At 73.3% G+C, this 22,618-nt stretch carries 24 protein-coding genes and 2 tRNA genes; 10 read left to right on the top strand and 16 right to left on the bottom strand.

All coding sequences use genetic code 11. The features are described from left to right. Positions 1-347: 347 nt before the first annotated feature. From AC3EUJ_RS19990 to AC3EUJ_RS19980, 3 genes are all read right to left on the bottom strand, one after another. Positions 348-701 carry a hypothetical protein gene (locus AC3EUJ_RS19990; protein WP_431963181.1) on the bottom strand — a complete coding sequence of 118 codons (354 nt, stop codon included), beginning with the start codon at positions 699-701 and terminating at the stop codon, positions 348-350. A 156-nt stretch (positions 702-857) separates the two neighbouring features. Continuing rightward, positions 858-1,001: a hypothetical protein gene (locus tag AC3EUJ_RS19985; RefSeq protein WP_431963179.1), complete on the bottom strand. Its 144-nt coding sequence runs from the start codon at positions 999-1,001 to the stop codon at positions 858-860. Positions 1,002-1,270: 269 nt separating this feature from the next. Beyond that, positions 1,271-1,358 (bottom strand) — tRNA-Leu (locus tag AC3EUJ_RS19980). A 173-nt stretch (positions 1,359-1,531) separates the two neighbouring features. Between AC3EUJ_RS19980 and AC3EUJ_RS19975 the strand changes: the two genes are divergently transcribed. From AC3EUJ_RS19975 to AC3EUJ_RS19965, 3 genes are all read left to right on the top strand, one after another. Continuing rightward, positions 1,532-2,860 carry a M20/M25/M40 family metallo-hydrolase gene (locus tag AC3EUJ_RS19975; protein ID WP_431963177.1) on the top strand — a complete coding sequence of 443 codons (1,329 nt, stop codon included), beginning with the start codon at positions 1,532-1,534 and terminating at the stop codon, positions 2,858-2,860. Between the two features lie 141 nt (positions 2,861-3,001). After that, entirely contained in the window at positions 3,002-3,235 is a 234-nt protein-coding gene (locus tag AC3EUJ_RS19970) for a chaplin (RefSeq protein WP_431963175.1), read from the top strand. Between the two features lie 190 nt (positions 3,236-3,425). Next, the gene (locus AC3EUJ_RS19965) at positions 3,426-4,325 is read left to right on the top strand and encodes a chaplin (protein WP_431963173.1); all 900 of its coding nucleotides are present in this window, start codon (positions 3,426-3,428) and stop codon (positions 4,323-4,325) included. Between the two features lie 69 nt (positions 4,326-4,394). Here AC3EUJ_RS19965 and AC3EUJ_RS19960 read toward each other — a convergent pair whose 3' ends face one another. Continuing rightward, the gene (locus AC3EUJ_RS19960) at positions 4,395-4,583 is read right to left on the bottom strand and encodes a DUF5703 family protein (protein ID WP_319133625.1); all 189 of its coding nucleotides are present in this window, start codon (positions 4,581-4,583) and stop codon (positions 4,395-4,397) included. Between the two features lie 47 nt (positions 4,584-4,630). Between AC3EUJ_RS19960 and AC3EUJ_RS19955 the strand changes: the two genes are divergently transcribed. Continuing rightward, on the top strand, positions 4,631-5,248 hold the full coding sequence (locus AC3EUJ_RS19955; RefSeq protein WP_431963171.1) for a hypothetical protein: 618 nt from the start codon (positions 4,631-4,633) through the stop codon (positions 5,246-5,248). 59 nt (positions 5,249-5,307) lie between these two features. On the opposite strand, the gene AC3EUJ_RS19950 is transcribed toward AC3EUJ_RS19955, so the two are convergent. Beyond that, entirely contained in the window at positions 5,308-7,452 is a 2,145-nt protein-coding gene (locus tag AC3EUJ_RS19950; RefSeq protein WP_431963169.1) for a helix-hairpin-helix domain-containing protein, read from the bottom strand. Then, a complete protein-coding gene (locus tag AC3EUJ_RS19945) occupies positions 7,376-8,356 on the bottom strand; it encodes an aldo/keto reductase (protein ID WP_431963167.1) in 981 nt (326 codons plus the stop codon). The genes AC3EUJ_RS19950 and AC3EUJ_RS19945 overlap by 77 nt, the downstream gene beginning before the upstream one ends. 126 nt (positions 8,357-8,482) lie before the next feature. Between AC3EUJ_RS19945 and AC3EUJ_RS19940 the strand changes: the two genes are divergently transcribed. Beyond that, positions 8,483-9,535 (top strand): LLM class F420-dependent oxidoreductase, encoded by a 1,053-nt coding sequence (locus tag AC3EUJ_RS19940; protein WP_431963165.1) that lies wholly within the window; start codon positions 8,483-8,485, stop codon positions 9,533-9,535. Positions 9,536-9,565: 30 nt separating this feature from the next. On the opposite strand, the gene AC3EUJ_RS19935 is transcribed toward AC3EUJ_RS19940, so the two are convergent. After that, complete coding sequence (locus AC3EUJ_RS19935) at positions 9,566-10,171, bottom strand: hypothetical protein (RefSeq protein WP_431963163.1); 606 nt, start codon at positions 10,169-10,171, stop codon at positions 9,566-9,568. Positions 10,172-10,444: 273 nt separating this feature from the next. Here AC3EUJ_RS19935 and AC3EUJ_RS19930 point away from each other — a divergent pair, with 273 nt between their 5' ends. Continuing rightward, the gene (locus tag AC3EUJ_RS19930) at positions 10,445-11,233 is read left to right on the top strand and encodes a ferritin-like domain-containing protein (protein ID WP_431963161.1); all 789 of its coding nucleotides are present in this window, start codon (positions 10,445-10,447) and stop codon (positions 11,231-11,233) included. Here AC3EUJ_RS19930 and AC3EUJ_RS19925 read toward each other — a convergent pair. Next, positions 11,163-12,284 (bottom strand): magnesium and cobalt transport protein CorA, encoded by a 1,122-nt coding sequence (locus AC3EUJ_RS19925; protein WP_431963159.1) that lies wholly within the window; start codon positions 12,282-12,284, stop codon positions 11,163-11,165. The genes AC3EUJ_RS19930 and AC3EUJ_RS19925 overlap by 71 nt on opposite strands. Positions 12,285-12,348: 64 nt before the next feature. Here AC3EUJ_RS19925 and AC3EUJ_RS19920 point away from each other — a divergent pair, with 64 nt between their 5' ends. From AC3EUJ_RS19920 to mshC, 4 genes are all read left to right on the top strand, one after another. Then, positions 12,349-13,047 carry a histidine phosphatase family protein gene (locus tag AC3EUJ_RS19920; protein ID WP_431963157.1) on the top strand — a complete coding sequence of 233 codons (699 nt, stop codon included), beginning with the start codon at positions 12,349-12,351 and terminating at the stop codon, positions 13,045-13,047. 58 nt (positions 13,048-13,105) lie between these two features. After that, positions 13,106-13,702, top strand: a complete 597-nt coding sequence (locus AC3EUJ_RS19915) for a DUF3090 domain-containing protein (protein ID WP_431963155.1) — start codon at positions 13,106-13,108, stop codon at positions 13,700-13,702. Beyond that, the gene (locus AC3EUJ_RS19910; protein WP_431963153.1) at positions 13,660-14,496 is read left to right on the top strand and encodes an SCO1664 family protein; all 837 of its coding nucleotides are present in this window, start codon (positions 13,660-13,662) and stop codon (positions 14,494-14,496) included. Before AC3EUJ_RS19915 ends, AC3EUJ_RS19910 begins: the two co-directional genes overlap by 43 nt. A gap of 71 nt (positions 14,497-14,567) precedes the next feature. Then, the gene (gene mshC / locus AC3EUJ_RS19905) at positions 14,568-15,797 is read left to right on the top strand and encodes a cysteine--1-D-myo-inosityl 2-amino-2-deoxy-alpha-D-glucopyranoside ligase (protein ID WP_431963151.1); all 1,230 of its coding nucleotides are present in this window, start codon (positions 14,568-14,570) and stop codon (positions 15,795-15,797) included. A gap of 124 nt (positions 15,798-15,921) precedes the next feature. Here mshC and AC3EUJ_RS19900 read toward each other — a convergent pair whose 3' ends face one another. The 8 genes from AC3EUJ_RS19900 to AC3EUJ_RS19865 form a co-directional block, all read right to left on the bottom strand. Then, positions 15,922-16,860 (bottom strand): PAC2 family protein, encoded by a 939-nt coding sequence (locus tag AC3EUJ_RS19900; RefSeq protein ID WP_431963149.1) that lies wholly within the window; start codon positions 16,858-16,860, stop codon positions 15,922-15,924. 150 nt (positions 16,861-17,010) lie between these two features. Then, positions 17,011-18,051, bottom strand: coding sequence for a glycoside hydrolase family 18 protein (locus AC3EUJ_RS19895; protein ID WP_431963147.1), 1,041 nt, complete (start codon positions 18,049-18,051; stop codon positions 17,011-17,013). Positions 18,052-18,148: 97 nt separating this feature from the next. Beyond that, entirely contained in the window at positions 18,149-18,820 is a 672-nt protein-coding gene (locus AC3EUJ_RS19890) for a FadR/GntR family transcriptional regulator (RefSeq protein ID WP_431963145.1), read from the bottom strand. Positions 18,821-18,990: 170 nt separating this feature from the next. Next, a tRNA-Pro gene (locus AC3EUJ_RS19885) sits at positions 18,991-19,064 on the bottom strand. Between the two features lie 65 nt (positions 19,065-19,129). Continuing rightward, positions 19,130-19,891 (bottom strand): ferredoxin reductase, encoded by a 762-nt coding sequence (locus AC3EUJ_RS19880; RefSeq protein ID WP_431963143.1) that lies wholly within the window; start codon positions 19,889-19,891, stop codon positions 19,130-19,132. Continuing rightward, positions 19,884-20,507, bottom strand: coding sequence for a sulfite oxidase-like oxidoreductase (locus AC3EUJ_RS19875; protein ID WP_431963141.1), 624 nt, complete (start codon positions 20,505-20,507; stop codon positions 19,884-19,886). Before AC3EUJ_RS19875 ends, AC3EUJ_RS19880 begins: the two co-directional genes overlap by 8 nt. After that, a complete protein-coding gene (locus AC3EUJ_RS19870) occupies positions 20,504-21,823 on the bottom strand; it encodes an amidohydrolase (RefSeq protein ID WP_431963139.1) in 1,320 nt (439 codons plus the stop codon). The genes AC3EUJ_RS19875 and AC3EUJ_RS19870 overlap by 4 nt, the downstream gene beginning before the upstream one ends. Then, positions 21,820-22,587, bottom strand: a complete 768-nt coding sequence (locus AC3EUJ_RS19865) for a phosphorylase family protein (protein ID WP_431963137.1) — start codon at positions 22,585-22,587, stop codon at positions 21,820-21,822. The genes AC3EUJ_RS19870 and AC3EUJ_RS19865 overlap by 4 nt, the downstream gene beginning before the upstream one ends. Positions 22,588-22,618: the final 31 nt, after the last annotated feature.

Here is a 22,618-nt window from a genome sequence, read left to right as displayed (position 1 = left end):
CATCTCGCGGGCCGCGTGCCGCGAGGCCTGCTCGCCGGGGGATCTCCACCGGTCGTCCACGGTCATCGCCGTCACCGTCCTGCGGGTCCCTCGGATTCCCGGCATCAGCGCATACGCCGAGCGACTCAAACAGCCCGGCCCAAGGGCCCGGCGAGTCGGGTGCGGGCCGTGGATGTGCCCGTGAGGGCGGCCCCCGTGCCCCTGCCCCGACCCCCTGCCCCCGGCCCGCGACGGGGGCGCCCCGGATTCCGTCCGTACGGCTGGACGCCCTGCCGGCGGCCGGATACCGGTCCGGGCCGTGCCCGTCTCCCTGGACGCCGCCGAGTCCGGCCCCTGATGACCGCCGGTCAGGCGTTCCCGCCGACCACGGTGAAGCTCATCCACGGCTCCGCGTCGGGCATGCCCGGGTTGCTGGTCTTCGTCGCCAGGTAGTAGCTCTCCGTGCCCTCCAGGTTCTCGCAGCCGGGACCGGTGTGCAGGATCACGTCGTTGAGCGTGTTGTTCGCGATGGACCTGGCACCCGTGGGCGGCAGTTGGTGGCAGCCGTCCACCGACGGGTTGTTCAGCTGCACCACCTTGTTGTCGGGGGTGGTGTACACCACCGAGCCCACCGCTTTGGGGGTCACGCCCGAGCAGCCCGCGGCGCCGAGCAGAAGGAACAGGGCGCCGGCGCGAATGCCGTGCCGCCGGAGATCTGCCATGGTGAGCGTCCTCGTCTGTGCGGAGAGCGGTGCCAAGGCAACGCTGCCCCGGAGTGCCGGTGCTGTCATGCCGGGCGCGACCAGTCGGCCGAACGCCCGTCACCCCCTGGCGGGGACGGCGGAGCAGGTGTCGTCCGGTGTGCGTGCGCCGCTGCGTCAGGGCCGCCGCTCGGCGAGCGCGTCGAGGAGCCGGGCGGCGTTGGCGGCGGGGTCGGCCGTCGCGTCGACCCGCAGGCCCGGCTCGTCCGCCGCGAGGGGTTCGAGGACCGCGAACTGGGACTCCACCAGCGTCGCCGGCATGAAGTGGCCCCGCGGCGGGCGACGCGCCGGCGCGCCGTCGCCCGGTCCAGGATCAGGTCCAGGAGCCCGTGCCCCGCCTCGTCCCCGGCCGCTCCGCCGCCGCCCGCCCCGGGGCGCCAGGGCGGGCAAGCCGCAGCGGCCCGAGCAGCCCGGCGAACCGAAGGAGCGGCTGACGTCCCGGGCGCGGGGACGGCCCACCGGCAGCACGCCGCAAAAGCCTGTGGGCGGCACCGCCGGTCTCCCGGCCATGCCGCCCACAGGTTTTTGCGTGGTGTCCGAGGGGGGACTTGAACCCCCACGCCCGATAAAGGGCACTAGCACCTCAAGCTAGCGCGTCTGCCATTCCGCCACCCGGACAAGGTGTCGGCCGCCCGGCACTTGGCCCGGCGACGTGGAAAACAATAGCAAACATCCGGAGGTCCCCGATCACGCGCTTCCTGGGACGGGAGCGCGCCGGCCGCCCAGGGGCCCTCGCGGGCCGCGGAGGCCGCGCGGGAGGATGGCCGGGACCGACGAACGAAGGAGACACCGTGAGTGAGTCGAGCTCGGCCGCCCGTACGACCACCGGAGAGGACGAGGTCGTCGACCTCTGCCGGGACCTGATCCGGATCGACACCAGCAACTACGGCGACCACTCCGGGCCGGGTGAGCGGGCCGCCGCCGAGTACGTGGCGGAGAAGCTTGCCGAGGTCGGCCTGGAGCCGCAGATCTTCGAGTCGCACAAGGGGCGCGCCTCCACCGTCGCCCGCATCGCCGGCGCGGACCCCTCCCGTCCGGCCCTGCTGATCCACGGCCACACCGACGTCGTGCCCGCGAACGCGGACGACTGGACCCACCACCCCTTCTCCGGCGAGATCGCCGACGGGTGCGTGTGGGGCCGCGGCGCGGTCGACATGAAGGACATGGACGCGATGACCCTGGCCGTCGTACGCGACATGCTGCGCAGCGGCCGCCGGCCGCCCCGCGACATCGTGCTGGCCTTCCTCGCCGACGAGGAGGCGGGCGGCGTCTACGGGGCGCGGCATCTGGTCGACCGGCACCCCGGGCTCTTCGAGGGTGTGACCGAGGCCATCGGCGAGGTCGGCGGCTTCTCCTTCACCGTCAACGAGGACGTCCGCCTGTACCTGATCGAGACCGCCCAGAAGGGCATGCACTGGATGCGGCTCACCGTGGACGGCACCGCCGGCCACGGGTCCATGACCAACACCGACAACGCCATCACGGAGCTGTGCGAGGCGGTCGGCCGGCTCGGCCGGCACGAGTTCCCGGTGCGGGTGACCAAGTCCGTGCGCGGTTTCCTGGACGAGTTGGGCGACGCCCTCGGTACCGAGCTCGACCCGGAGGACATGGACGCGACGCTCGCCAAGCTGGGCGGCATCGCCAAGATCATCGGGGCCACGCTGCGCAACACCGCGGCCCCCACGATGCTGGGCGCCGGCTACAAGGTGAACGTCATCCCCGGACAGGCCACCGCGCACGTCGACGGCCGCTTCCTGCCCGGGCACGAGCAGGAGTTCCTGGCCGACGTGGACCGGATCCTCGGCCCCCGGGTGAAGCGCGAGGACGTGCACTCCGACAAGGCGCTGGAGACCAGCTTCGACGGCGCCCTGGTCGAGGCCATGCAGGCGGCGCTGAAGGCCGAGGACCCGATCGCCCGCGCGGTCCCGTACTGCCTGTCCGGCGGGACCGACGCCAAGTCCTTCGACGACCTGGGGATCCGCTGCTTCGGATTCGCGCCGCTGCAGCTGCCGCCGGAGCTCGATTTCGCCGGAATGTTCCACGGCGTTGACGAGCGGGTGCCGGTCGACGGACTGAAGTTCGGCGTGCGCGTTCTCGACCGTTTCCTCGCGAACTGCTGAAACGACGCTCGCATTATCGACATTTCTTGCCGCTTAGCCGAAAAGAGTGAATGAATCCTGGCGGCAGTAGCGCGCCTCCTCCCTGGTCGTTGGTTCGTGTGCGGTCCGAGGTTGGGGCCGTTTTGCCAACAAGGAGGAAAAATGATCAAGAAGGTCGTCGCTGCTGCCGCTGTCACCGGAGGGCTCGTGGCTGCGGGTGCCGGCGTGGCCGTCGCCGACTCCGGCGCTCAGGCCGCCGCCGTCGGTTCCCCGGGGGTCCTCTCCGGCAATGTGATCCAGGTGCCCGTCAACATCCCGGTCAACCTGTGCGGCAACACGGTCAACATCGTGGGGCTGCTGAACCCGGCCCTGGGCAACGCCTGCTTCAACAACTGACGTCGCGGCGGGCCGCACTGCTGCAGGCCTGATCCCGGCGGCCCCGGATACGCCATCTCCGCGTTCCGGGGCCGCCGCACCGGCTAGGGGTGGGACACCGGTCATCCGGCCCCGGGGGGTCATTCATTCCCCCGGCGGGCGACAGTCCGCCGGTTTCCGTATCGGAAAAAGCAAGAGGCAGGGACATTCAATGCGACAAGTCGCGAAAAAGGGGCTGCTCACGGCAGTCGCGACAGGCGGCGTGCTCGCCGTCACCGGCGGTATGGCCTACGCGGACTCCCACGCGTCCGGGGTCGCCGCCGGCTCTCCGGGCGTACTGTCCGGCAACACCATCCAGGCGCCGGTGAACATTCCGATCAACGCCTGTGGCAACACCGTCAACGTCATCGGGCTCCTCAACTCGGCGGCGGGCAACACCTGCGTCAACGGCTCCATCGACCGCGGCGAGGGCCAGGGCTACGGCCAGGGCAAGGGCTACGGGAAGAAGGAGAGCGGCGGCTACGGCGGCGGCAAGGGCTATGGCCAGGGTGGCGGCAAGGGCGGCTACGGCGGCAAGGGCTACGGCCAGGGCGGCAGCAAGAGCTACGGCGGCGGCAAGAGCCACGGCGGCTACGGTGACGACGGCTACGGCCACGGTCACGGTGGCGGCGCCACGGCGCGTGCAGCGGCGGTCGGTTCCCCGGGTGTCCTGTCCGGGAACGTGATCCAGGCGCCGGTCAACATCCCGGTCAACGTCTGCGGCAACACGATCGACATCGTCGGGATCCTGAACCCGGCGGTGGGCAACACCTGCGCCAACACCGGTGGCTACCACCACCACAAGGGTGGCAAGGGTCACCCGCACAAGCCCGAGAACCACGGCAACCGCCACAAGCCGGGCAAGGAGAACAACAAGAACAACAACAAGAACAACAACAAGGGTGGTGGCGGTGGCGGCGGCCGTGGCAACCAGCCGCAGTCGATGGGCCACGGCGGTCCGTCCCTGGCCCGCACCGGTGCCGGCGACATCGCCACGGGCCTGCTGACCAGCGCCGGTCTCCTGCTGGGCGGCGCGGTGCTCTTCCGCCGCGCCCGCGCGGTCAGGAACTGAGCCTCACGGTCTCACCCCTTCGAGCGGGGCCCCGCGGTTCGCGGGGCCCCGTTCCGCATGCCGGCGACCTCACCAGGTGGCGCGTATCTGCCGGATGATACGGCGGCGCAGCCGCACCCTGCGGCTGCCGTCCGGGTAGAGGCGGAGCCGGTCGAGCTCCCAGTGACCGTACTCGGCGTGATCGGTCAGCAGGCGATGAGCCTCCTTGCGGGAGACTCCCCGCGGCACGTACACATCTCTGAATTCGTATTCGGGCATCGCATCTATTGTGCGGGGAACGCCTCGGTACGGATAGCGTCTTCTGCATGTCTGATGCCGCGCAGCCCACCGTTGCCGAGGTACGAGCCGCCGTCGAGGCGGTGAAGGCCGCACTGGACCGCCACCTGGACGCGGTCGAGAACCGCACCGGGGAGGACGATCCCGCGGTCCACCGGGCCTTCGAGGCCCTCGCCTCGGCCGCCGAGGCCTACGACGAGCTGCTCTACGACACCTACGACGAGGTCACCCCCTTCGAGGTGCCGATCGGGGACACCCTCCCCGACTACTCCGGCCCCGGGGAACCCGGCGCGATCAGTGTCCTGATCCGCCGGGACTACACCGTGGCCGACCCCCAGCGGCTGACCCGGCAGGCGGAACGCGTCTCCGAATCCGCCGCCGACGAGAGCGGCGGCGGCATCGGCGCGGCGGTGGGCGCCCTCTTCGGGGAGTTCGAGCCCGACGAGATCGCCGAGCGCCACAAGGAGTTCGGTCTGGAGGAGGGCGACTCCACGCTCTGGGTCACCGCGGCGCAGCCCGCAGAGCCGGGCGAGTGGCTCGCCGCGCCCTTCGACCAGGCGGACCCGCGGCTTCTGCTCTGCCGCTTCGACGTCAGCGCGGTCTATGACGACGAGGCCGACGCGGACCGGCTCGACCGGATGGCCTGATCCGGCGGGGCGCGGATCCTGCGCGAGCCCGGGGAGCCGCCCCGGGCCCGCGCCGTGGATCACTGTGCCGCGGCGGCGGCCGCCTGCTCGCGCAGGATGTCGCGCAGGCGCGTGGTCCGCTCCCGGGCGGGGACCTCGGCCACGGCGTGGGCGAGCGCCTGCTCGACGCCCTGCACCACGGACAGATGGCGTTCCCCGCGGCTGAAGGCGGTGTAGACCCAGGCCCGGGTCAGGGTCTTCGCGGTGTCTCCCGGCAGGACCACGACGACGGCCGGCCAGCGGCGGCCCGCCGCCTGGTTCGCCGTGACCGCCCAGCCGTGCCGGACCTCCGTGGGCACCGCGTCGGGCGCGACCACCAAGGGCCTGCCTCCGCAGTCCAGCCGCAGCCCTTCCGCGTCGGCGGAGACCACGGTGCCCGGCACGGCCGTCCCGGTGGCCGGGGCGTGGACGATCCGGTCACCCGGGTCGAAGCCGCCGAAGCGGCCGGGACCGGGGTTGAGACGCTCCTTGAGTGCGGCGTTGAGCACCCGGGTGCCGGCGGCGCCACCGTGGCCCGCGGTGATCACTTGGGTGTGCTCCGGGGGCACGCCGATGACCCGGGGAACGGAGTCCACGACGAGCTGGACCGTGCGGTGCACGGCCTCGGCGGCGTCCCGCACGGGGACGATCACGACTTCCTTCCCGGGGGCGTCGACGGTGGCCAGCTCGCCGAAGCCGATCCCGGAGACCAGCTCGCCGACCGGACCCGGGTCGGGCGTGCGCGAGGCGACCTGGGGGCACACCTTCGCCGCCAGCAGGTCGGCCAGGACTCGGCCGGGCCCCGCGGACCACAGCACCGCCGGATCCCCGGAGAGCACCAGGCGCGCCCCGTCGGGCACGGACTCGACCAGGGTCGCGGCCGTCTCCACGTCGAGCTGGGGTGCGTCCAGCACCGCCAGCAGGTCCAGCGCCAGCGCGCCGTCCTCGTCCCGGCCGGGACCCTCGTGGCCCGCGAGCAGCCCGGCGAGGGTGGCGGTCGCCTCCGCGTCCACGTGCTCGGCCAGCCGCCGCCTGCCGTCCTCGGTGGCCGCGACGGCCCAGGCCCGCAGCCCCAGCGACCTGGCGGCCGCCACCAGGGCCGCCGGTTCCGCCCGGGCCGCCTCCGCTCCGGTGTGGGCGACCAGCCCGCTCCCGGCGACCGCCCGGACCAGCGCCGCGGCGGACGGGGACGGGGCCGCGCCGACCGCGCCCTCCCAGTCCTGCGACTCGTCCGCCTCGAAGGTGTTGAGGAGCCTGCTCAGGCCGTCCGCGAGGCTCTCCTCGGCGAGCGCGTAGCGGTCCAGGCCGAGGAGCAGCCGCACCGGCGCCTCCTCGTCCTCCTCGCCGGTCGCCGGACGCGCACCGGCGCTCTCGTCCGGGACGTGGAAGACCAGCACCAGGCCGTCCGCGACGGCCGCCTTCAGGGTCTCCTCGGCGTCGGTGACCCCGTTCCGCCCGAGGGCCGCGCCGAGCGTGCCCCACTCGAGCGCGGTGTGGCCCAGCTCCGCCGCCCGCTCCAGCAGCCAGACGACCAGCGCGCGCACCCGCCGCTCGTCGTCGGGGCCGGCCTCGCCGCCGAGCAGCGTCTTGGCGAAGCCGTCGGCCTGGCCCACGCGGACCCCGGAGAGCGCCAGCACCTGCCACGGGTCCTCGCGCAGCGCCTCGCCGGCACGCTCGCCCAGCGCCAGCACGGCGGCCTCGGCCAGGCTCTCCGGAGCCCCGCCCGCCGCGAGCACCGTCCGCGCGGCCGCCACCGCGTCCCCGCTGAGCTGCGCGGGCAGCACGGGCCGCGCCCCAGGGGCCGGCGCCTGCGCCGGGGCGGGGGAGGGGGCTGCCGCGGGCCGTGAGGCCGCGGGACGTGTGGGAGCGGTCCTCGCGGGCGCCGCGGGGCGCTCGCCGCGCTCGATCGCCCGGACCGCGGCGGCCAGGTCCGTGAGTTCGGCGGGGAGCTGCGAGCCGACGCCCTCGGTCGACGGCCGGGGCCGCCGGGGAGCCGCGGTCTCCTCGCCGGCAGCCTCACCCGGCTCGGCGCGGTCCTCGCTGTCGCGGTCGTCGCGGTCCTCGGTCACGGTGGCCTCCGTTGTACGGCGGACTACGGTCGGGGCCCGATCACAGCGTGCTCCAGTCGTGGTCCGGATAGCGGTGCACCGGCGCAGAGACGTCGTCCAGCGCCTGGCAGATCTCATCGGGAAGACTAAGGGTCTCCACCGACAACGCCGCGGCGAGCTGCCGGGCGTTGCGCGCCCCGACGATCGGCGCGGTCACGCCGGGGCGGTCCCGCACCCAGGCGAGGGCCACCTGCAGCGGGCTGGCGGCCAGTCCGTCGGCCGCTATGGCCAGCGCGTCCACGATGAGCCGGGCCGTGTCGTCGAGGTAGGGCGCGACGAAGGGCGCCATCTCCTCGGAGCCGCCGCGGGAGTCCTGCGGGGTCCCGTGCCGGTACTTGCCGGTCAGCACCCCGCGTCCCAGCGGCGAGGAGGGCAGCAGCCCCACCCCCAGGTCCAGTGCGGCGGGCAGCACCTCGCGCTCGATGCCGCGCTGCAGCAGCGAGTACTCCATCTGCGTGCTGGCCAGCGGTGTGCGCGCCGGCACGGCCTGCTGCCAGGTGGCCGCCTTGGCCAGTTGCCAGCCGCAGAAGTTGGACACGCCGACGTAGCGGGCCCGGCCGGAGCTCACGGCGAGGTCGAGGGCCTGCAGCGTCTCGTCCAGCGGGGTGCTCGCGTCGTACGCGTGCACCTGCCACAGGTCGACGTAGTCCGTGCCGAGCCGCTGCAAGGAGGCGTCCAGGGCGGCGAGCAGATGGCCGCGCGAGGCGTCGAAGCGGCGGTAGAGGTCGGGCACGCTGCCGGCCTTGGTGGCGATCACCAGGTCCGAGCGTGGCACCAGGTCCTCGACCAGCCGGCCGAGGAGGTACTCGGCGCCGCCGTCCCCGTACACGTCGGCGGTGTCCACGAGCGTGCCCCCGGCCTCCCAGAAGGCCTTGAGCTGGTCGGCGGCGTCCAGTTCGCCGGTGTCGCGCCCCCAGGTCAGCGTGCCGAGCCCGAGCCTGGACACGCGCAGTCCCGTACGGCCGAGGTGCCTTTGCTCCATGAGGGGTGAGATTACTGGTCGTCCGGGACCTTTGGGCAGGAGTGACGTACCCGACAGGCGCCGGCGCGCGCCCGGAGCGATAAGGTCCGGGGAACAAGGACGTTACTCATCGGTAAGGGGATCGCCATGCGGCTCGGGATCAACCTCGGCTACTGGGGCGCCGGGATGGACGCCGACAACCTCGCCGTGGCGCAGGAGGCGGACCGCCTCGGCTACTCCGTGTGCTGGGCGGCCGAGGCCTACGGCTCGGACGCGCCCACTGTGCTGTCCTGGGTCGCCGCGCAGACCGAGCGCATCGACGTCGGTTCGGCCATCTTCCAGATCCCGGCCCGTACGCCCGCGATGACGGCGATGACCGCCGCCACCCTGGACTCCCTGTCCGGCGGCCGCTTCCGGCTGGGCCTGGGCGTCTCCGGCCCGCAGGTCTCCGAGGGCTGGTACGGCGTCACGTTCGACAAGCCGCTGGCGCGCACCCGCGAGTACGTCGAGATCGTCCGCAAGGCGATGTCCCGGGAGCGGCTGAGCCACGAGGGCGAGCACTGGACGCTGCCGCTGCCCGGCGGCCCCGGCAAGGCGCTGAAGCTGACCGTGCACCCGGTGCGCGAGCACATCCCGCTGTACATCGCCGCCATCGGCCCGAAGAACCTGGAGCAGGCCGGCGAGATCGCCGACGGCGCGCTGCTCATCTTCCCCTCGGCCGCCCACCTGGAGGACACCGCGATCCGCCACCTCCGGGCGGGCCGGGAGAAGGCCGGGAAGACCATGGAGGGCTTCGACGTCTGCCCGACCGTGCCGCTGGCCGTCGGCGAGGACGTGGACGCGCTGGCCGACCTCTTCCGCCCCTACACCGCCCTGTACGTGGGCGGCATGGGCAGCCGCAAGCAGAACTTCTACAACCGGCTCGCGCAGCGCATGGGGTACGAGAAGGAGGCCGCCGAGATCCAGGACAAGTACCTGTCCGGCGACAAGGCCGGCGCCGCCGCCGCGGTCCCGCGCGAACTCATCGACTCCACCACCCTGCTGGGCTCCGTGGAGCGGATCGCCGACCGGATGCGGGCCTACGCGGCCGCCGGTGTCACCACGCTGACCCTGGCCCCGGCCGGGTTCACCCTGGACGAGCGGGTCGCGGCGCTGCGCGCGGGCGTCGAGGCGCTGGAGCGCGCCGGAGTCGCCGGGTAGGGGCGGCGGACCCCCGGCGCCGGTCCCGGCTCAGCCCGGGACCAGGCGCCCCATCATCCGCCCGAAGGCGATCAGGCGCGCTATCTGGCCGGCCCCGCCGTCGTCGAGGGACTTGCTGAACCGGAAGGACTCCGGCCGGAAGCGGGCGGCGGCGACCCCGCCGTCGGCGTCCCCGCGCACCGCGCTCAGTTCGTGCGGCATGGCGGTGGCCAGCACCACGTACACCCCGCGGTCGATCCGACGGCCCTGCTCGTCGCGGCCCACCAGGGTGCGCATGCCGACGTGGCCGATCGCCTCCAGGGGCAGCACCTGCACGGAGGAGTCCAGTACCCGCCCGCCCGGCGCGTCCTCGTCGGCGACCTCCTCGCTGTGCCACAGGATGAGCCGCCGGCCGTCGCAGACCGCGGCCTCCTGCCACACCGAGGTGCCGGCCTCCGTCAGGTCGACGACGCGTTCCAGGGTGAAACCGCGGACCCGCCGCCGGCCCAGGACGCCGTCGATCGCGTCGAGGGCCACGTCGGCGTGGAGGAAGTAGGCGCGTGCCGCGTCGTCAAGGCGTGCGTAAGGGGCCCAGTCCGAGCCCGCCGGGCCTCCGGGGCGTGCCGTCGTCCGGCTGCGCGTCGCCTTGCTGAACATGTCTTGGTCGTGACCCCTCCGAGGGGCTATGAAATCACGGGCACTCGGCCGGCGGCGGGGCCCCTCGGTTTCCGCGGCCGTGGTGGGGGCTCGGGGGTCTTCCCCGCCACGGCCGTCACCAAACACAACGCCCGAAAGCGCCAGGGGTTACGTGCCCGGGGCGGGTCGGCCCTCATCCGTTCGGCCGAGTTGACGCCCGGGCCTGTTGCCTCATGCTTTGCGGGCGACTTGACTCGTCTTTTGCGTATGCCCGATTCGCGCAGGAGGTACGTCATGCTCTCCGCCCGGAGTCTGTTCCAGGAGATCGTCGACAACGACGACTCCTTCCGGCTGTTCTGCTCGATCGCCGCCAGCGGTGAGTCGCAGGGCGGCTGGGAGAACGGCAGGATCGCCGCCCTGGTTCCCGAGTCCCAGCGTGAACTGGCCCCCAAGATCGCCCGGCACGGCGCCGACGAGGACAAGCACGGCCGGATCTTCAACGCCCTGATGCGCAAGCGCGGCCTCGAACCCGTCCCCGTCCCCCCGGACACCGACTACACCATGCTCCTCGAGCACAGCGGCATCGGCCTCGCCCACGACAAACTGCGCCGCGACGAGGCCCTGACCGTGCAGGACATCGTCACCTACCTCGCCCACAGCCGGGTCACGGAACAGCGCGCCTCCGAACAGATGGCCCTGCTCACCAAGTACTTCGCGGACCACCCCGACATCGGCAGGGCGGTCCGCATGATCTCCGCCGACGAGGACAACCACCTCGCCTACTGCCACGAGGAGCTGCTGCGCTTCGCCGAGGCCGGCCACGGCGCGGTCATCGAGCGCGTCCTGAGTGAGTGCGCCCACGCCGAGATCCGCATCCACCGCGACGTCAGCCTCGCCGTCATGGACCACATGGGCCGGATCCTCGGCTGGTCCCGGGCGAAGGCCGCGGTGCTGCGGGCCGGGATCCACGGGGCGTACGCGTACGAACGCCTGGGCGGCTGGCGGCGGATGGTCAGGCTCGCCATGCCCCAGCGCCGCGACGCCCTCGGCGGCCCCGAGCCCGCGGCCGAACCGGCCCTCTGAGCCGCCCCCCGGCCGCTCGCCCCCGTCGGGCGCGGGGCCGGGAGACCGCTCCGAGCCAGCCGTGCCTTTTGAACATCCGGTACAGCAGGATCTCCGACACGGCGATCACCGACAGGACCGCCGGATAGCCCCACACCTGGTGGAGCTCCGGCATGTACAGGAAGTTCATGCCGTAGATGCCCGCGATCATGGTGGGCACCGCCGCCATGGCCGCCCACGCCGAGATCTTGCGCATGTCGTCGTTCTGCCGCACCCCCACCTGGGTCAGATGGGAGCTCAGGACGTCGCTGAGCAGCCGGTCGAGGCTGTCCACCTGCTCGTTGGCCCGGGTCAGGTGGTCGGCCACGTCGCGGAAGAAGGGCTGGGTGCCGGCCGCCACATGCGGCAGCGTGCCCGCCGAGAGCCTGATCATGGGCTGCATCAGGGGCGCGGTCGCCCGCCGGAACTCTAGCAGCTGGCGCTTGAAGCCGTAGATCCGGCTCGCCGTGCTCTCGGCGCCCCGGCGCGCGACGGACCTGCGGCTCTCCGGGGCGAAGACCTCCGTCTCCAGGTCCTCCAGACCGGCCTGGAGATCGGCCGCGACGACCATGTAGTCGTCCACCACGGTGTCGCTGATGGCGTACATCACCGCGGTCGGCCCGTGCTTGAGGACCTCGTGCTCCGCCTCCAGGCGGTGCCGGATCTCACCCGGTGCGATCGCCTCGCCGTGGCGCACGGTGACGACGAAGCCCTCCCCGACGAAGATCATCAGCTCGCCCGCGGTGACCGTGTCCCGCTCGTCGTCGTACGAGACCGGCTTGAGCACCAGGAACAGCGAGCCCTCGTACACCTCCAGTTTGGGCCGCTGGTGGGCGCAGAGCGCGTCCTCCACGGCCAGCGGGTGCAGCGCGAACTCGCGGCTGACGAGGTCGAACTCCTTCTGCGTCGGCTCGTACAGGCCGATCCACACGAACGCCCCGTCCGTCGACCGCGCCGCCTGCAGCGCGTCGGACAGGTCGTCGGGGGCGGCGGTGCGCTCCCCGTCGCGGTAAATGGCACAGTCGACGATCACACCAGTCTTCTTCCGCGCTACGTCGGCGCCACACCGGACAACCCGGGGTCGTATGGTGGCGGTCATGCCCACCGTGATCCTGGTCCGGCACGGCCGGTCCACCGCCAACGCGGAGAAAGTGCTGGCCGGACGACTCCCCGGAGTCGCCCTCGACGAGACAGGGCGCGACCAGGCCGCGGCCCTGGCCGCCCGGTTGGCCGGACTGCCGCCGGCCGCCGTCGTCACCAGCCCGCTGCAGCGGTGCCGGGAGACGCTGCAGCCGCTCATGGACGCGCTTCCCGACGTGCCGCTCCACGTCGAGGAGCGGATCTCGGAGTGCGCCTACGGCGACTGGAGCGGCCGCAAGATCGCCGAGCTGGCCGACGAACCGCTGTGGGGCGTGGTGCAGCGCTACCCCTCGGCCGCCGTCTTCCCCGGCGAGGGGGGCGAGTCGGTGCGCGCCATGCAGGCCCGCGCGGTCGACGCGGTGCGCGAGTGGAACGCCCGTGTCGAGGAGACCCACGGACCCGACGCCCTCTACGTGATGTGCTCCCACGGCGACATCATCAAGTCCATCGTCGCCGACGCCCTCGGCATGCACCTTGACCTCTTCCAGCGCGTCGCCGTCGACCCCTGCTCGGTCACCGCGATCCGCTACACCCCGGAGCGGCCCTTCCTGCTCCGGCTCGGCGACACCGGCAGCCTGGAAAGCCTGCGCCCGAGGGAGCGGCCCACCGCGGCCCCGGGCGACGCGGAGGTCGGAGGCGGTGCGGGCGCACCGTGATCAGCTTCCGCAGTAGGGTGGACCGAACCGCGAAGACACCGAACTAACGGAGCAGGACGTGCCTCGTCAGGTGTTCCTCTACGACAAGCCCGAACGCTTCGTCGCCGGCACCGTGGGCCAACCGGGCCAACGCACCTTCTTCCTGCAGGCGAGCGCCGCCGGCCGGACGACCAGCGTCGCGCTGGAGAAGACCCAGGTCGAGGCACTCGCCGAGCGCATCGACGAACTGCTGGACGAGGTCGTGCGCCGCACCGGCGGCGCCGCCCCCGTGCCCGCCGTCGCCCCCACGGAACTGCTCGACAACAGGCCGCTCGAGGTCCCCGTGGAGGAGGAGTTCCGGGTCGGCACCATGGCCCTGGCCTGGGACGGCGCCGAGGAACGGATGATCCTGGAAGCCCAGGCGCTGGTCGAGATCGAGGCCGAGGACGAGGACGACCTCGAGGCGGCCGAGGAGATGCTCCTGCAGGACGACGAGAACGGCCCGCCGCTGCTGCGGGTGCGCCTGACCGGCGCCCAGGCCCGCTCCTTCGCCAAGCGCGCCCTCGACGTCGTCGCGGCCGGCCGCCCGCCCTGCCCGCTGTGCAGCCTGCCCCTGGATCCGGAAGGACACGTATGCCCGCGTCAGAACGGGTACCGGCGGTCGGCGACGGCCTGAACGGGGACATAGCCACCGAGCTGCTCGCGCGCGGCGAACTGACCGTGCGTGGGCGGCTGCGCGACGCCTCCAACGCGGTGCTCTACTGCACGGTCGAGCACGAGGGCGTGCGCGCCCACTGCGTGTACAAGCCGGTGGCCGGGGAGCGGCCGCTGTGGGACTTCCCCGACGGGACGCTCGCCCAGCGCGAAGTCGCCGCGTACCTGGTCTCCGAGGCCACCGGCTGGGGCCTTGTGCCGCCGACCGTGCTGCGTGACGGGCCGTACGGCGAGGGCATGGTGCAGCTGTGGATCGAGACCCAGCAGGAGGGCGGCGAAGGGCTGCTGGCCCTCGTGGAGGGTGACGAACCGGGCGACGGCTGGAAGGCCGTCGGCTTCGCCGAGGTGGGCGAGGGCCGCACCGCGCTGCTCGTGCACGCCGACGACACCCGGCTGCGCCGGCTGGCCGTCCTGGACGCCGTGATCAACAACGCCGATCGCAAGGGTGGCCACCTGCTGCCGGCCGCCGACGGGCAGCTCTACGCCATCGACCACGGCGTGACCTTCAACACGGAGAACAAACTGCGCACCCTCCTGTGGGGCTGGGCCGGCGAACCGCTCACCGAGGAGATCGCCGAGGTCCTCGGCAAGCTCTCCGTGGAGCTCGCCGACGGGGGCCTCGGCGCACGGCTGGCCGAGCTCATCACGCCCGCGGAGCTCGACGCCCTGCGGGCCCGCGTGGCCGCGCTGCTCGGCTCCGGACATCATCCCGAGCCCTCCGGGGAATGGCCCGCCATCCCCTGGCCGCCCATCTGAACCCCCGGGCCGGACGTCCCGTGCGGACCCACGGGTCGTTTGTGGATCAGGCGGGCGGTTAATCTCATGACATGCATGCCTGGCCCGCTTCCGACGTCCCTGCCCTCCCGGGCACCGGGCGCGACCTCCGTCTCCACGACACCGCGACCGGTGGCCCGGTAACCCTGAGCCCCGGTCCGGTCGCCCGCATCTACGTGTGCGGGATCACCCCCTACGACGCCACCCACATGGGTCACGCGGCCACCTACAACGCGTTCGACCTCGTGCAGCGCGTGTGGCTCGACACGAAGCGCCAGGTCCAGTACGTCCAGAACGTCACCGACGTCGACGATCCGCTGCTGGAGCGGGCCGACAAGACCGGCGAGGACTGGACGGCCCTCGCCGAGCGCGAGACGACCCTGTTCCGCGAGGACATGACGGCCCTGCGGATGCTGCCGCCCGCCCACTACATCGGCGCCGTCGAGGCCATCCCGGGGATCGTCCCGCTGGTCGAGCGGCTGCGCGGGGCCGGCGCGGCGTACGAACTGGACGGCGACATCTACTTCCACGTCGACTCCGACCCGCACTTCGGCAGCGTCTCCCACCTCGACGCGGCCGCCATGCGCGCCCTGTCGGCCGAGCGCGGCGGTGACCCGGACCGCCCCGGCAAGAAGAACCCCGTCGACCCGGTCCTGTGGCTCGCCGCCCGCGAGGGGGAGCCCAGCTGGGACGGCGGCAGCCTGGGTCAGGGCCGTCCCGGCTGGCACATCGAGTGCGTCGCCATCGCCCTGGACCACCTCGGCATGGGCTTCGACGTGCAGGGCGGCGGCTCCGACCTGGCCTTCCCGCACCACGAGATGGGCGCCTCGCACGCCCAGGTGCTCACCGGCGAGTTCCCCATGGCGAAGGCCTATGTGCACGCCGGCATGGTCGCGCTGCACGGCGAGAAGATGTCCAAGTCCAAGGGCAACCTCGTCTTCGTCTCCCAGTTGCGCCGTGACGGGGTGGACGCGGCGGCCATACGGCTCAGCCTGCTGGCCCACCACTACCGCGAGGACTGGGAGTGGACCGACGCCGTGCTCGCCGACGCGGTGGAGCGGCTGGCCCGCTGGCGGGCCGCCGTCTCACGGCCGGACGGCCCGCCCGCCGAGGCGCTGCTGGAGGAGATCCGCGAGGCGCTCGCCGACGACCTGGACGCCCCCGCCGCGCTCGCGGCCGTGGACCGCTGGGCCGTCCGGCAGGAAACCGAGGGCGGCACGGACACCGGCGCCCCCGGCCTGGTCTCCCGCGCGGTGGACGCCCTGCTCGGCGTCGCGCTCTGACGCTCCCGAGCGACGGCCCGGCCGCCGCCCCCGCGCGGGGACGGCGGCCGGGCCGTTTTCCGGTGTTCCAGGTGCCTCGGGTTCTTCAGGTGCTTCGGGTTCTCCCGGGGCGGCACCGCGCGGGTCATTCCCCGTCGGAGCCGTCCTCCTTCTCGTCCCGGTCGTCCTTGGGCTTCTGCGACATGTCCCGCAGGTAGGGACCCGCGTCGGACTCGCCCGCCTGCGGGTCACGGCGCCGCAGGTAGCGCTCGAACTCGCGGGCGATGGCCTCCCCCGAGGCCTCCGGCAGCTCCGCCGTGTCGCGGGCCTCCTCCAGCGTCTGGACGTACTCGGCGACCTCGCTGTCCTCGGCGGCGAGCTGGTCCACGCCGACCTGCCAGGCACGCGCGTCCTCCGGCAGCTCGCCGAGCGGGATGCGCAGGTCCAGCAGGTCCTCCAGACGATTGAGCAGCGCCAGCGTCGCCTTCGGGTTCGGCGGCTGCGACACGTAGTGCGGCACGGCCGCCCACAGGCTGACCGCCGGGATGCCGGCGTGGGTGCAGGCCTCCTGGAGGATGCCGACGATGCCGGTGGGGCCCTCGTAGCGGGACTCCTCCAGGCTGAGCGCGGTCGCCAGGTCCGGGTCGGAGGTGACGGCCGTGACGGGCACCGGACGGGTGTGCGGGGTGTCGCCCAGGAGGGCGCCCATCACCACCACCATCTCGATGCCGAGCTCATGGGCGAAGCCCAGGATCTCGTTGCAGAACGAGCGCCAGCGCATGCTGGGCTCGATGCCCCGTACGAGGACGAGGTCGCGTGGCTTGGGGGTCTCGATGCGGATGACGGACAGCCGCGTGGTGGGCCAGGTGATCCGCCGTGTGCTGCCGTCCATCCAGACCGTGGGGCGGTTGACCTGGAAGTCGTAGTAGTCCTCGGCGTCCAGCGCGGCGAACACCTCGCCCTTGAACTCCCGGTCCAGATGCCCGACCGCGGCGGAGGCGGCGTCCCCGGCGTCGTTCCAGCCCTCGAACGCGGCCACCATGACCGGGTCGATCAGCTCGGGAACCCCCTCGAGCTCGATCACCCAGCGCCTCCTTCCGGCCGGTAGGGGGAGGGTGCCACCCCCGCCGGCTGCCGTTCCTTCGCGTGCGGCACCAGCCTACGGCTTCGTGAGGCAGGTGCCGCCGCCTTCGTAGGGGGATGATCCCCACAGTCATCGGACGTACGCGTCCGGTCAGCCACCGCTCCAGGCCGAGCGGTACGCGGCCCAGTCCGCCGGCGTCGCGGCGAAGTCGACGTACAGGGCGAGACCGAAGCGTTCACGGGTGGGCGCCTTTCGGGCCAGGCCGAGCCGGGCGCCGCGCACGGCGGCCGTGACGGTCTCCGCCCAGGCGTGGCGGCCCAGGTTGTTCGTGTGGTAGCCGGGCAGGCCGACGAGCAGGTCCGTGCCGGACGGTGTCACCTCCAGGGCGAGCGCGGTCTGCTGGGCCACGTAGCCGCCGTAGAGGCCCTCCAGAGGGAGGGCGGTGTCGTAGGTCATCATCGCGACCTGGTCGACGCGCCTGGCCACCTCCCCGAAGTACCGCTGCGACCACCACTTGGGGTGGTTGAACAGGGTGCCGCTCACCGAGTGCAGGGAGGGCAGCGGGTCGATCTGGTGGGTCGCGACCGACAGCGGAACGCCGCGGGCGGCGGTGAGCGGGTGCACCGAGTCCAGCAGCGCGAGGAAACCGCGGTCGCCGGAGTACATCGGCTCCAGGTCCAGGTGGACGCCGTCGAAACCGGCCGCCAGGACCTGGGCGGCGCTGTCCCGCACCCGGGCGCGGGTCGACGGGTCGTCCAGGTGCAGGCCCTTCGAACCGTCGTGCGAGAGGACCTGGCCGAGCCACGCCTGGACGCGCACCCCCGGCAGCTCGGCGTGCATCCGGCGGATCATGTCCCGTGCTCGCGGGTAGAGGCCGGCGTCGAGGCGGCCGTCGAACTCCAGGGGCCCGGTGTGCACGTACAGGTCCCGGGTGCCGCTGCCGCGCAACTCCCGGGCCAGCGCTTCGAGGTCGGCCCCGTCGCGTTCCCCGTCGACCCAGGCGTGCCCGAGCCACACCGCGTTCCGGTCACGGTTCGCGCCCGCGCCGGAGGGGTCGCCGGTGTACTCCAGGCGCAGGGCGACCCCCGCGACGAGCGCCGGGAGCAGGACGACGAGGACGGCCGGCAGCGCGCCACGGCGCAGCGTACGGGCCGAGGGGCGGCGCAGGCGCAGCCTGAGGCGTGGATTCATCCGATCCCTCTTTTCGATCACTCTTACGAAGGACCGGACGCATCCCGGCACCGGGCGGTTCACCCGCCGGCGGGATGCGGCGGGGAACAGCCGGGTCTCAGAGCGTGGACCGAAGCCACTGCTCCACGCTCGCGATGTGCACCGTCGCCCAGGACCGCGCGGCCTCCGCGTCCCGGTCCCGCAGGGCCGCCAGGATCGCGCGGTGCTCGTGCAGGGTGCGGCTGACCGCGTCCTCCTGGGTCAGCCCACGCCAGATCCGGGCCCGCGTGGTCGGCCCGGACAGCCCGTCCAGCAGCGAGCACAGCACCGAGTTTCCCGAGGCCTGGACGATGCCGCGGTGGAACTCCAGGTCGCACGCGACCAGTTCCTCCACCGACGGCTGCGTCCCCAGGGCCTCCAGTTGCCCGGTCAGCGCCTCCAGCTGGGACTCTCCGATGCGCGCGGCCGCCATCGCCGTGGCCGCGGGCTCCAGGATGCGGCGCACGGCGAGGAACTCCAGGACGGTGTCGTCGCGGTGGAAGTCCACCACGAAGCTCAGCGCCTCCAGCAGCAGCTGCGGGTCCAGGCTGGTGACGTACGTGCCGTCGCCCTGCCGTACGTCCAGGATCCTGATCAGGGACAGCGCGCGGACCGCCTCGCGCAGGGAATTGCGCGACAGCCCGAGCTCCGCGGCGAGTTCGCTCTCCTTGGGGAGCCGGTCGCCGGGGCGCAGCGCGCCGGAGACGATCATCCCCTTGATCTTCTCGATCGCCTCGTCGGTGACCGCCATCAGCCCTCGCCTCCCCGGACATCCGATGTATCGGGCCATTATGCCCGCACCACCGGGAGCCCGGAGCCCTCTCGGGGAGTCTGATCACCGCCCCGCGCCACCCCGCCCCGCGGAACGCCGAAGGCCGTGCCCGCTGTCGCGGACACGGCCTTCGGCCTGTGAAATCACCGTCGGGACGACAGGATTTGAACCTGCGACCCCTTGACCCCCAGTCAAGTGCGCTACCAAGCTGCGCCACGTCCCGGTGACGTACCCCGGGGCGCCGCCCCGGAAGATCACGTACAGAGGAGGATACCCGAACCTCGCTGATCAGCCGAATCGCTCGATGCGGATCCGGTCGAGCGGCTGCCCGCCGTCCGCCAGCAGACGCGACGCGTGCTCGGCGAAACCGTTGCCGCCGCACACGTACGCCTCCCAGCCGCCGGGCGGCGGATCCGCGAGGTACGGGGCCAGGTGGGCGGCGGTGAGGCGGCCCTCGGCGCGGGTGAGCAGCACGGTCGTCTCCGGCCCGTACTCGGCGGCGTAGATCAGGTCCTCGCGGGTGCGGGCCGAGACGATCAGCCGCAGCGGCACGTCCAGGCCGCGCAGCCGGCGGTGGCGCACCATCGACATCAGGGGGACGACCCCCGATCCGGCACCCAGCAGCAGCGCCGGGTGGTCCCCGGTCCAGGCGAAGAAGCCGCTGTGCGGGCCGCGGACCTCGACGGTGTCGCCCGGCCGGGCGACGGTATGCAGGTGCCCGGAGACCTCGCCGCCGGCCACGTGGTCGAGGGTCAGCTCGATGTGGCCGGAGTCGTCCGGGGCGGAGGCGACCGAGTAGTTGCGCTGCGCCGTGTAGCCGTCGGGGGCGGTGAGGCGCAGCGTCAGGTACTGGCCGGGCAGATGGCCCGCCCAGCCGGGCACCGCGAGGCGGAAGGTGGACGCACGCGGCGTCTCGCGGCGGATCTCCGCGATCACCGCGCGCCGCCAGACCGAGGAAGCGGCCTCGGGGACGGCGATCCGGCCGGGCACGGCGAACCGGGCCGGCGGGACGAACGCCGGTACGGGAGCGGGGGTGATGAGGTCAGTCATGGGCGTAGCGCTGCTCCTGCCAGGGGTCGCCCCGGTGGTGGTAGCCGTTCTGCTCCCAGAAGCCCGACTCGTCGTGGTCGAGCAGGCGCAGGCCCGCGATCCACTTGGTGCTCTTCCAGAAATACAGGTGCGGGACGATCAGCCGGGCCGGGCCGCCGTGCTCGGGGGCGAGCGGCGCGCCGTCGTACTCCCAGACGATCCAGGCGCGGCCTCCGGTGACGTCCGTGAGCGGCAGGTCGGCGGCGTAGCCGGTGTGCGACCAGGCCACGACGTGGGTGGCGGCTCGGGAGGGGCGCACGGCATCCAGGAAGGCGTCGACCGACACCCCGCCGAAGCGCACGCCGAACTTGGACCAGCCGGTCACGCAGTGGATGTCGCCCCGGTACTCCGAGCCCGGCAGGGCGTGCGCCTGCTCCCAGTCCCAGGTGCGCGGGCGGTCCACCAGCCCGTCCACCCGCAGCGTCCAGTCCTCGGCCGCGATCGCCGGCGTGACCTCGGCGGAGAGGACCGGCCATGTGTCGCGGGCGTCGTACTGGCCGGGCGGCAGCCGCGGGTCGCGGTCGGCGGCGCGGCCGCGCCCGGTGAAGCCCCGGGTGGGTTCGACGGCGGAGCTCATGCGGGGTGCTCCCGCTCCAGCTTCTCCAGCTCGCGCAGCGCGGCGGCTTCGTCGAGGGTGAGCAGCACCCGGTCGCGCATGAGGATCCGGCCGTCGACGACCGTGTCCCGTACGTCCGCGGCCGCGGCCGCGTACGCCAGCATCGACCAGGGGTCGTGGCGCGGCGCGAGGTGCGGGCCGCCGAGGTCCAGTACGGCCAGGTCGGCCCGCTTGCCCGGCTCCAGGGAGCCGAGGTGGTCGCCCAGCCCCAGCGCGCGGGCGGCCTCGATCGTCGCCATCCGCACCGCCTGCTCCGCGCCGACGGCGGTCGGGTCGCCGCCGGCCTTGTGCACCAGCGCGGCCGCCCGCACCGCGCCCAGGACGTCGAGGGTGTTGGAACTCACCACACCGTCGGTGCCGAGGCCGACGGTGACGCCCGCGGCCAGCAGCTCCGGGACGCGGGCGATGCCGCAGCCCAGCTTCAGGTTGGAGACCGGGCAGTGCGCCACGGACGTGCCGGTCCTGGCCAGGGCGGCTATCTCGCCGTCGGTCAGGTCCACGGCGTGCGCCAGCAACACGTCGGGCCCGAGGACACCGAGGGAGTCCAGCAGCTCGACCGGCCGCTTGCCGTGCGCCTGGACCACCATCGCCACCTCGGCGGCGTTCTCCGCCGCGTGGACGTGCAGCAGCGCGCCGTGCTCACGGGCGAGCGCGGAGATCGCGACGAGCTGCTCGGGGCCGAGGGTGTAGGCGCTGTGCGCGAAGACCACCGGGCGGGTGCCCGGCGCCCGGCCGGTCCACGCGGCCAGGCCGGCCGCTGCCCAGGCCATGCGGTCGCCGTAGGGGCGGCCGTCCGGCGGCCCGGGCACGTCCATGAAGGTCGGGCCGGCCAGCAGCCGCCAGCCCGCCGCCCGCGCCGCCTCATCGGCGGCCTCGTGGAACCAGTACATGTCCAGGCCCGTGGTGACCCCGGCCCGTACGCTCTCCGCCACGGCCACCCGCACGCCCGCGGCCACGGCCCGCGGCGACAGCAGTTCGGCCTCGCGGGGGATCACCCGGGCCAGGAACTCCTGCAGGCCGACGTCGTCGGCGCAGCCCCGCAGCAGGGTCATCGCCAGGTGGGTGTGGGTGTTGATCAGCCCGGGGAGCACCAGGCACCCCGAGGCGTCGATCTCCTCCGCGGCGCGGTACGTCGCGCGTACCTCCGCGGCGGGGCCCACGACGAGGATCTCGCCGTCCCGTACGGCGATCGCGCCGCCGGGGACGACGGTGCCCGCCGCGTCGACGGTCAGCACATCGCCGCCGTGCACCAGCAGATCGGCGTCCTGAGCGCTCACTTCTCGTCGCTTCCGTACTCGGTGGCCAGCAGATGCAAGGCGTCCAACGTTACCCGGCCGCCGCGGGCGACTCCCTCGGCGACCACCGCCCGGTGCGGGTCGTAGCCGCCGGTGGCCTCCACGTCGACCAGGTCGTCGGCGTTGGCGCCGTCGACGACGAGGGCGCCGCCGGCCACCAGCCCGCGCGTCGAGGCCAGCACCAGGAGCGCCGACAGCTCCATCTCGATGGCGGCGATCCCGGCCGCCGCGTACGCCGCGCCGGGCAGTGGCAGGAAGCCCGGCTGGAACGCCGCCCGCGTCCACACCACGCCCCGGTGGTGCGGCGCCCCCGCCGCCCGCGCAGCCCGCTGCAGCGCCAGCACCGCCTCCGGCGCCGCGTACGCCGGGTACTCCGGCGGCAGCAGCAGCTGCGTCACCCCGTCGTCCCGCACGGCGGCCTCGGCGATCACCAGGTCGCCGTCGCCTATCCCGGCGCGGATGGCGCCGGCCGTGCCGAGCCGCAGGATCGTGCCGACGCCCGCCTCCGCGAGCTCCTGGAACAGGCACATCGCGCCCGGCCCGCCGACCCCGTGCGAGGACACCACGACCGGGGTGCCCTTCCAGGTGCCGGTGAAGGTGCGGTACTCGCGGTGGTGCGCGACCTCCCGCGGGCCGGTGAGCAGGGAGGCGACCTCCGCCGCGCGCACCGGGTCGCCCACGACGACCGCGTGCGGTGGCAGACCGGTGCGCGGGATGCGGGAGATGGGCAGCTGATCCGTGGTCATCGGGCCTCCGGGCCGGGCGGGACGATGCTGT

The sequence above is a fragment of the Actinacidiphila sp. bgisy160 genome (genome assembly GCF_057707815.1).
The sequence above is the reverse complement of the archived record's forward strand: the minus strand, read 5'-3'. Positions and strand labels throughout refer to the sequence as shown.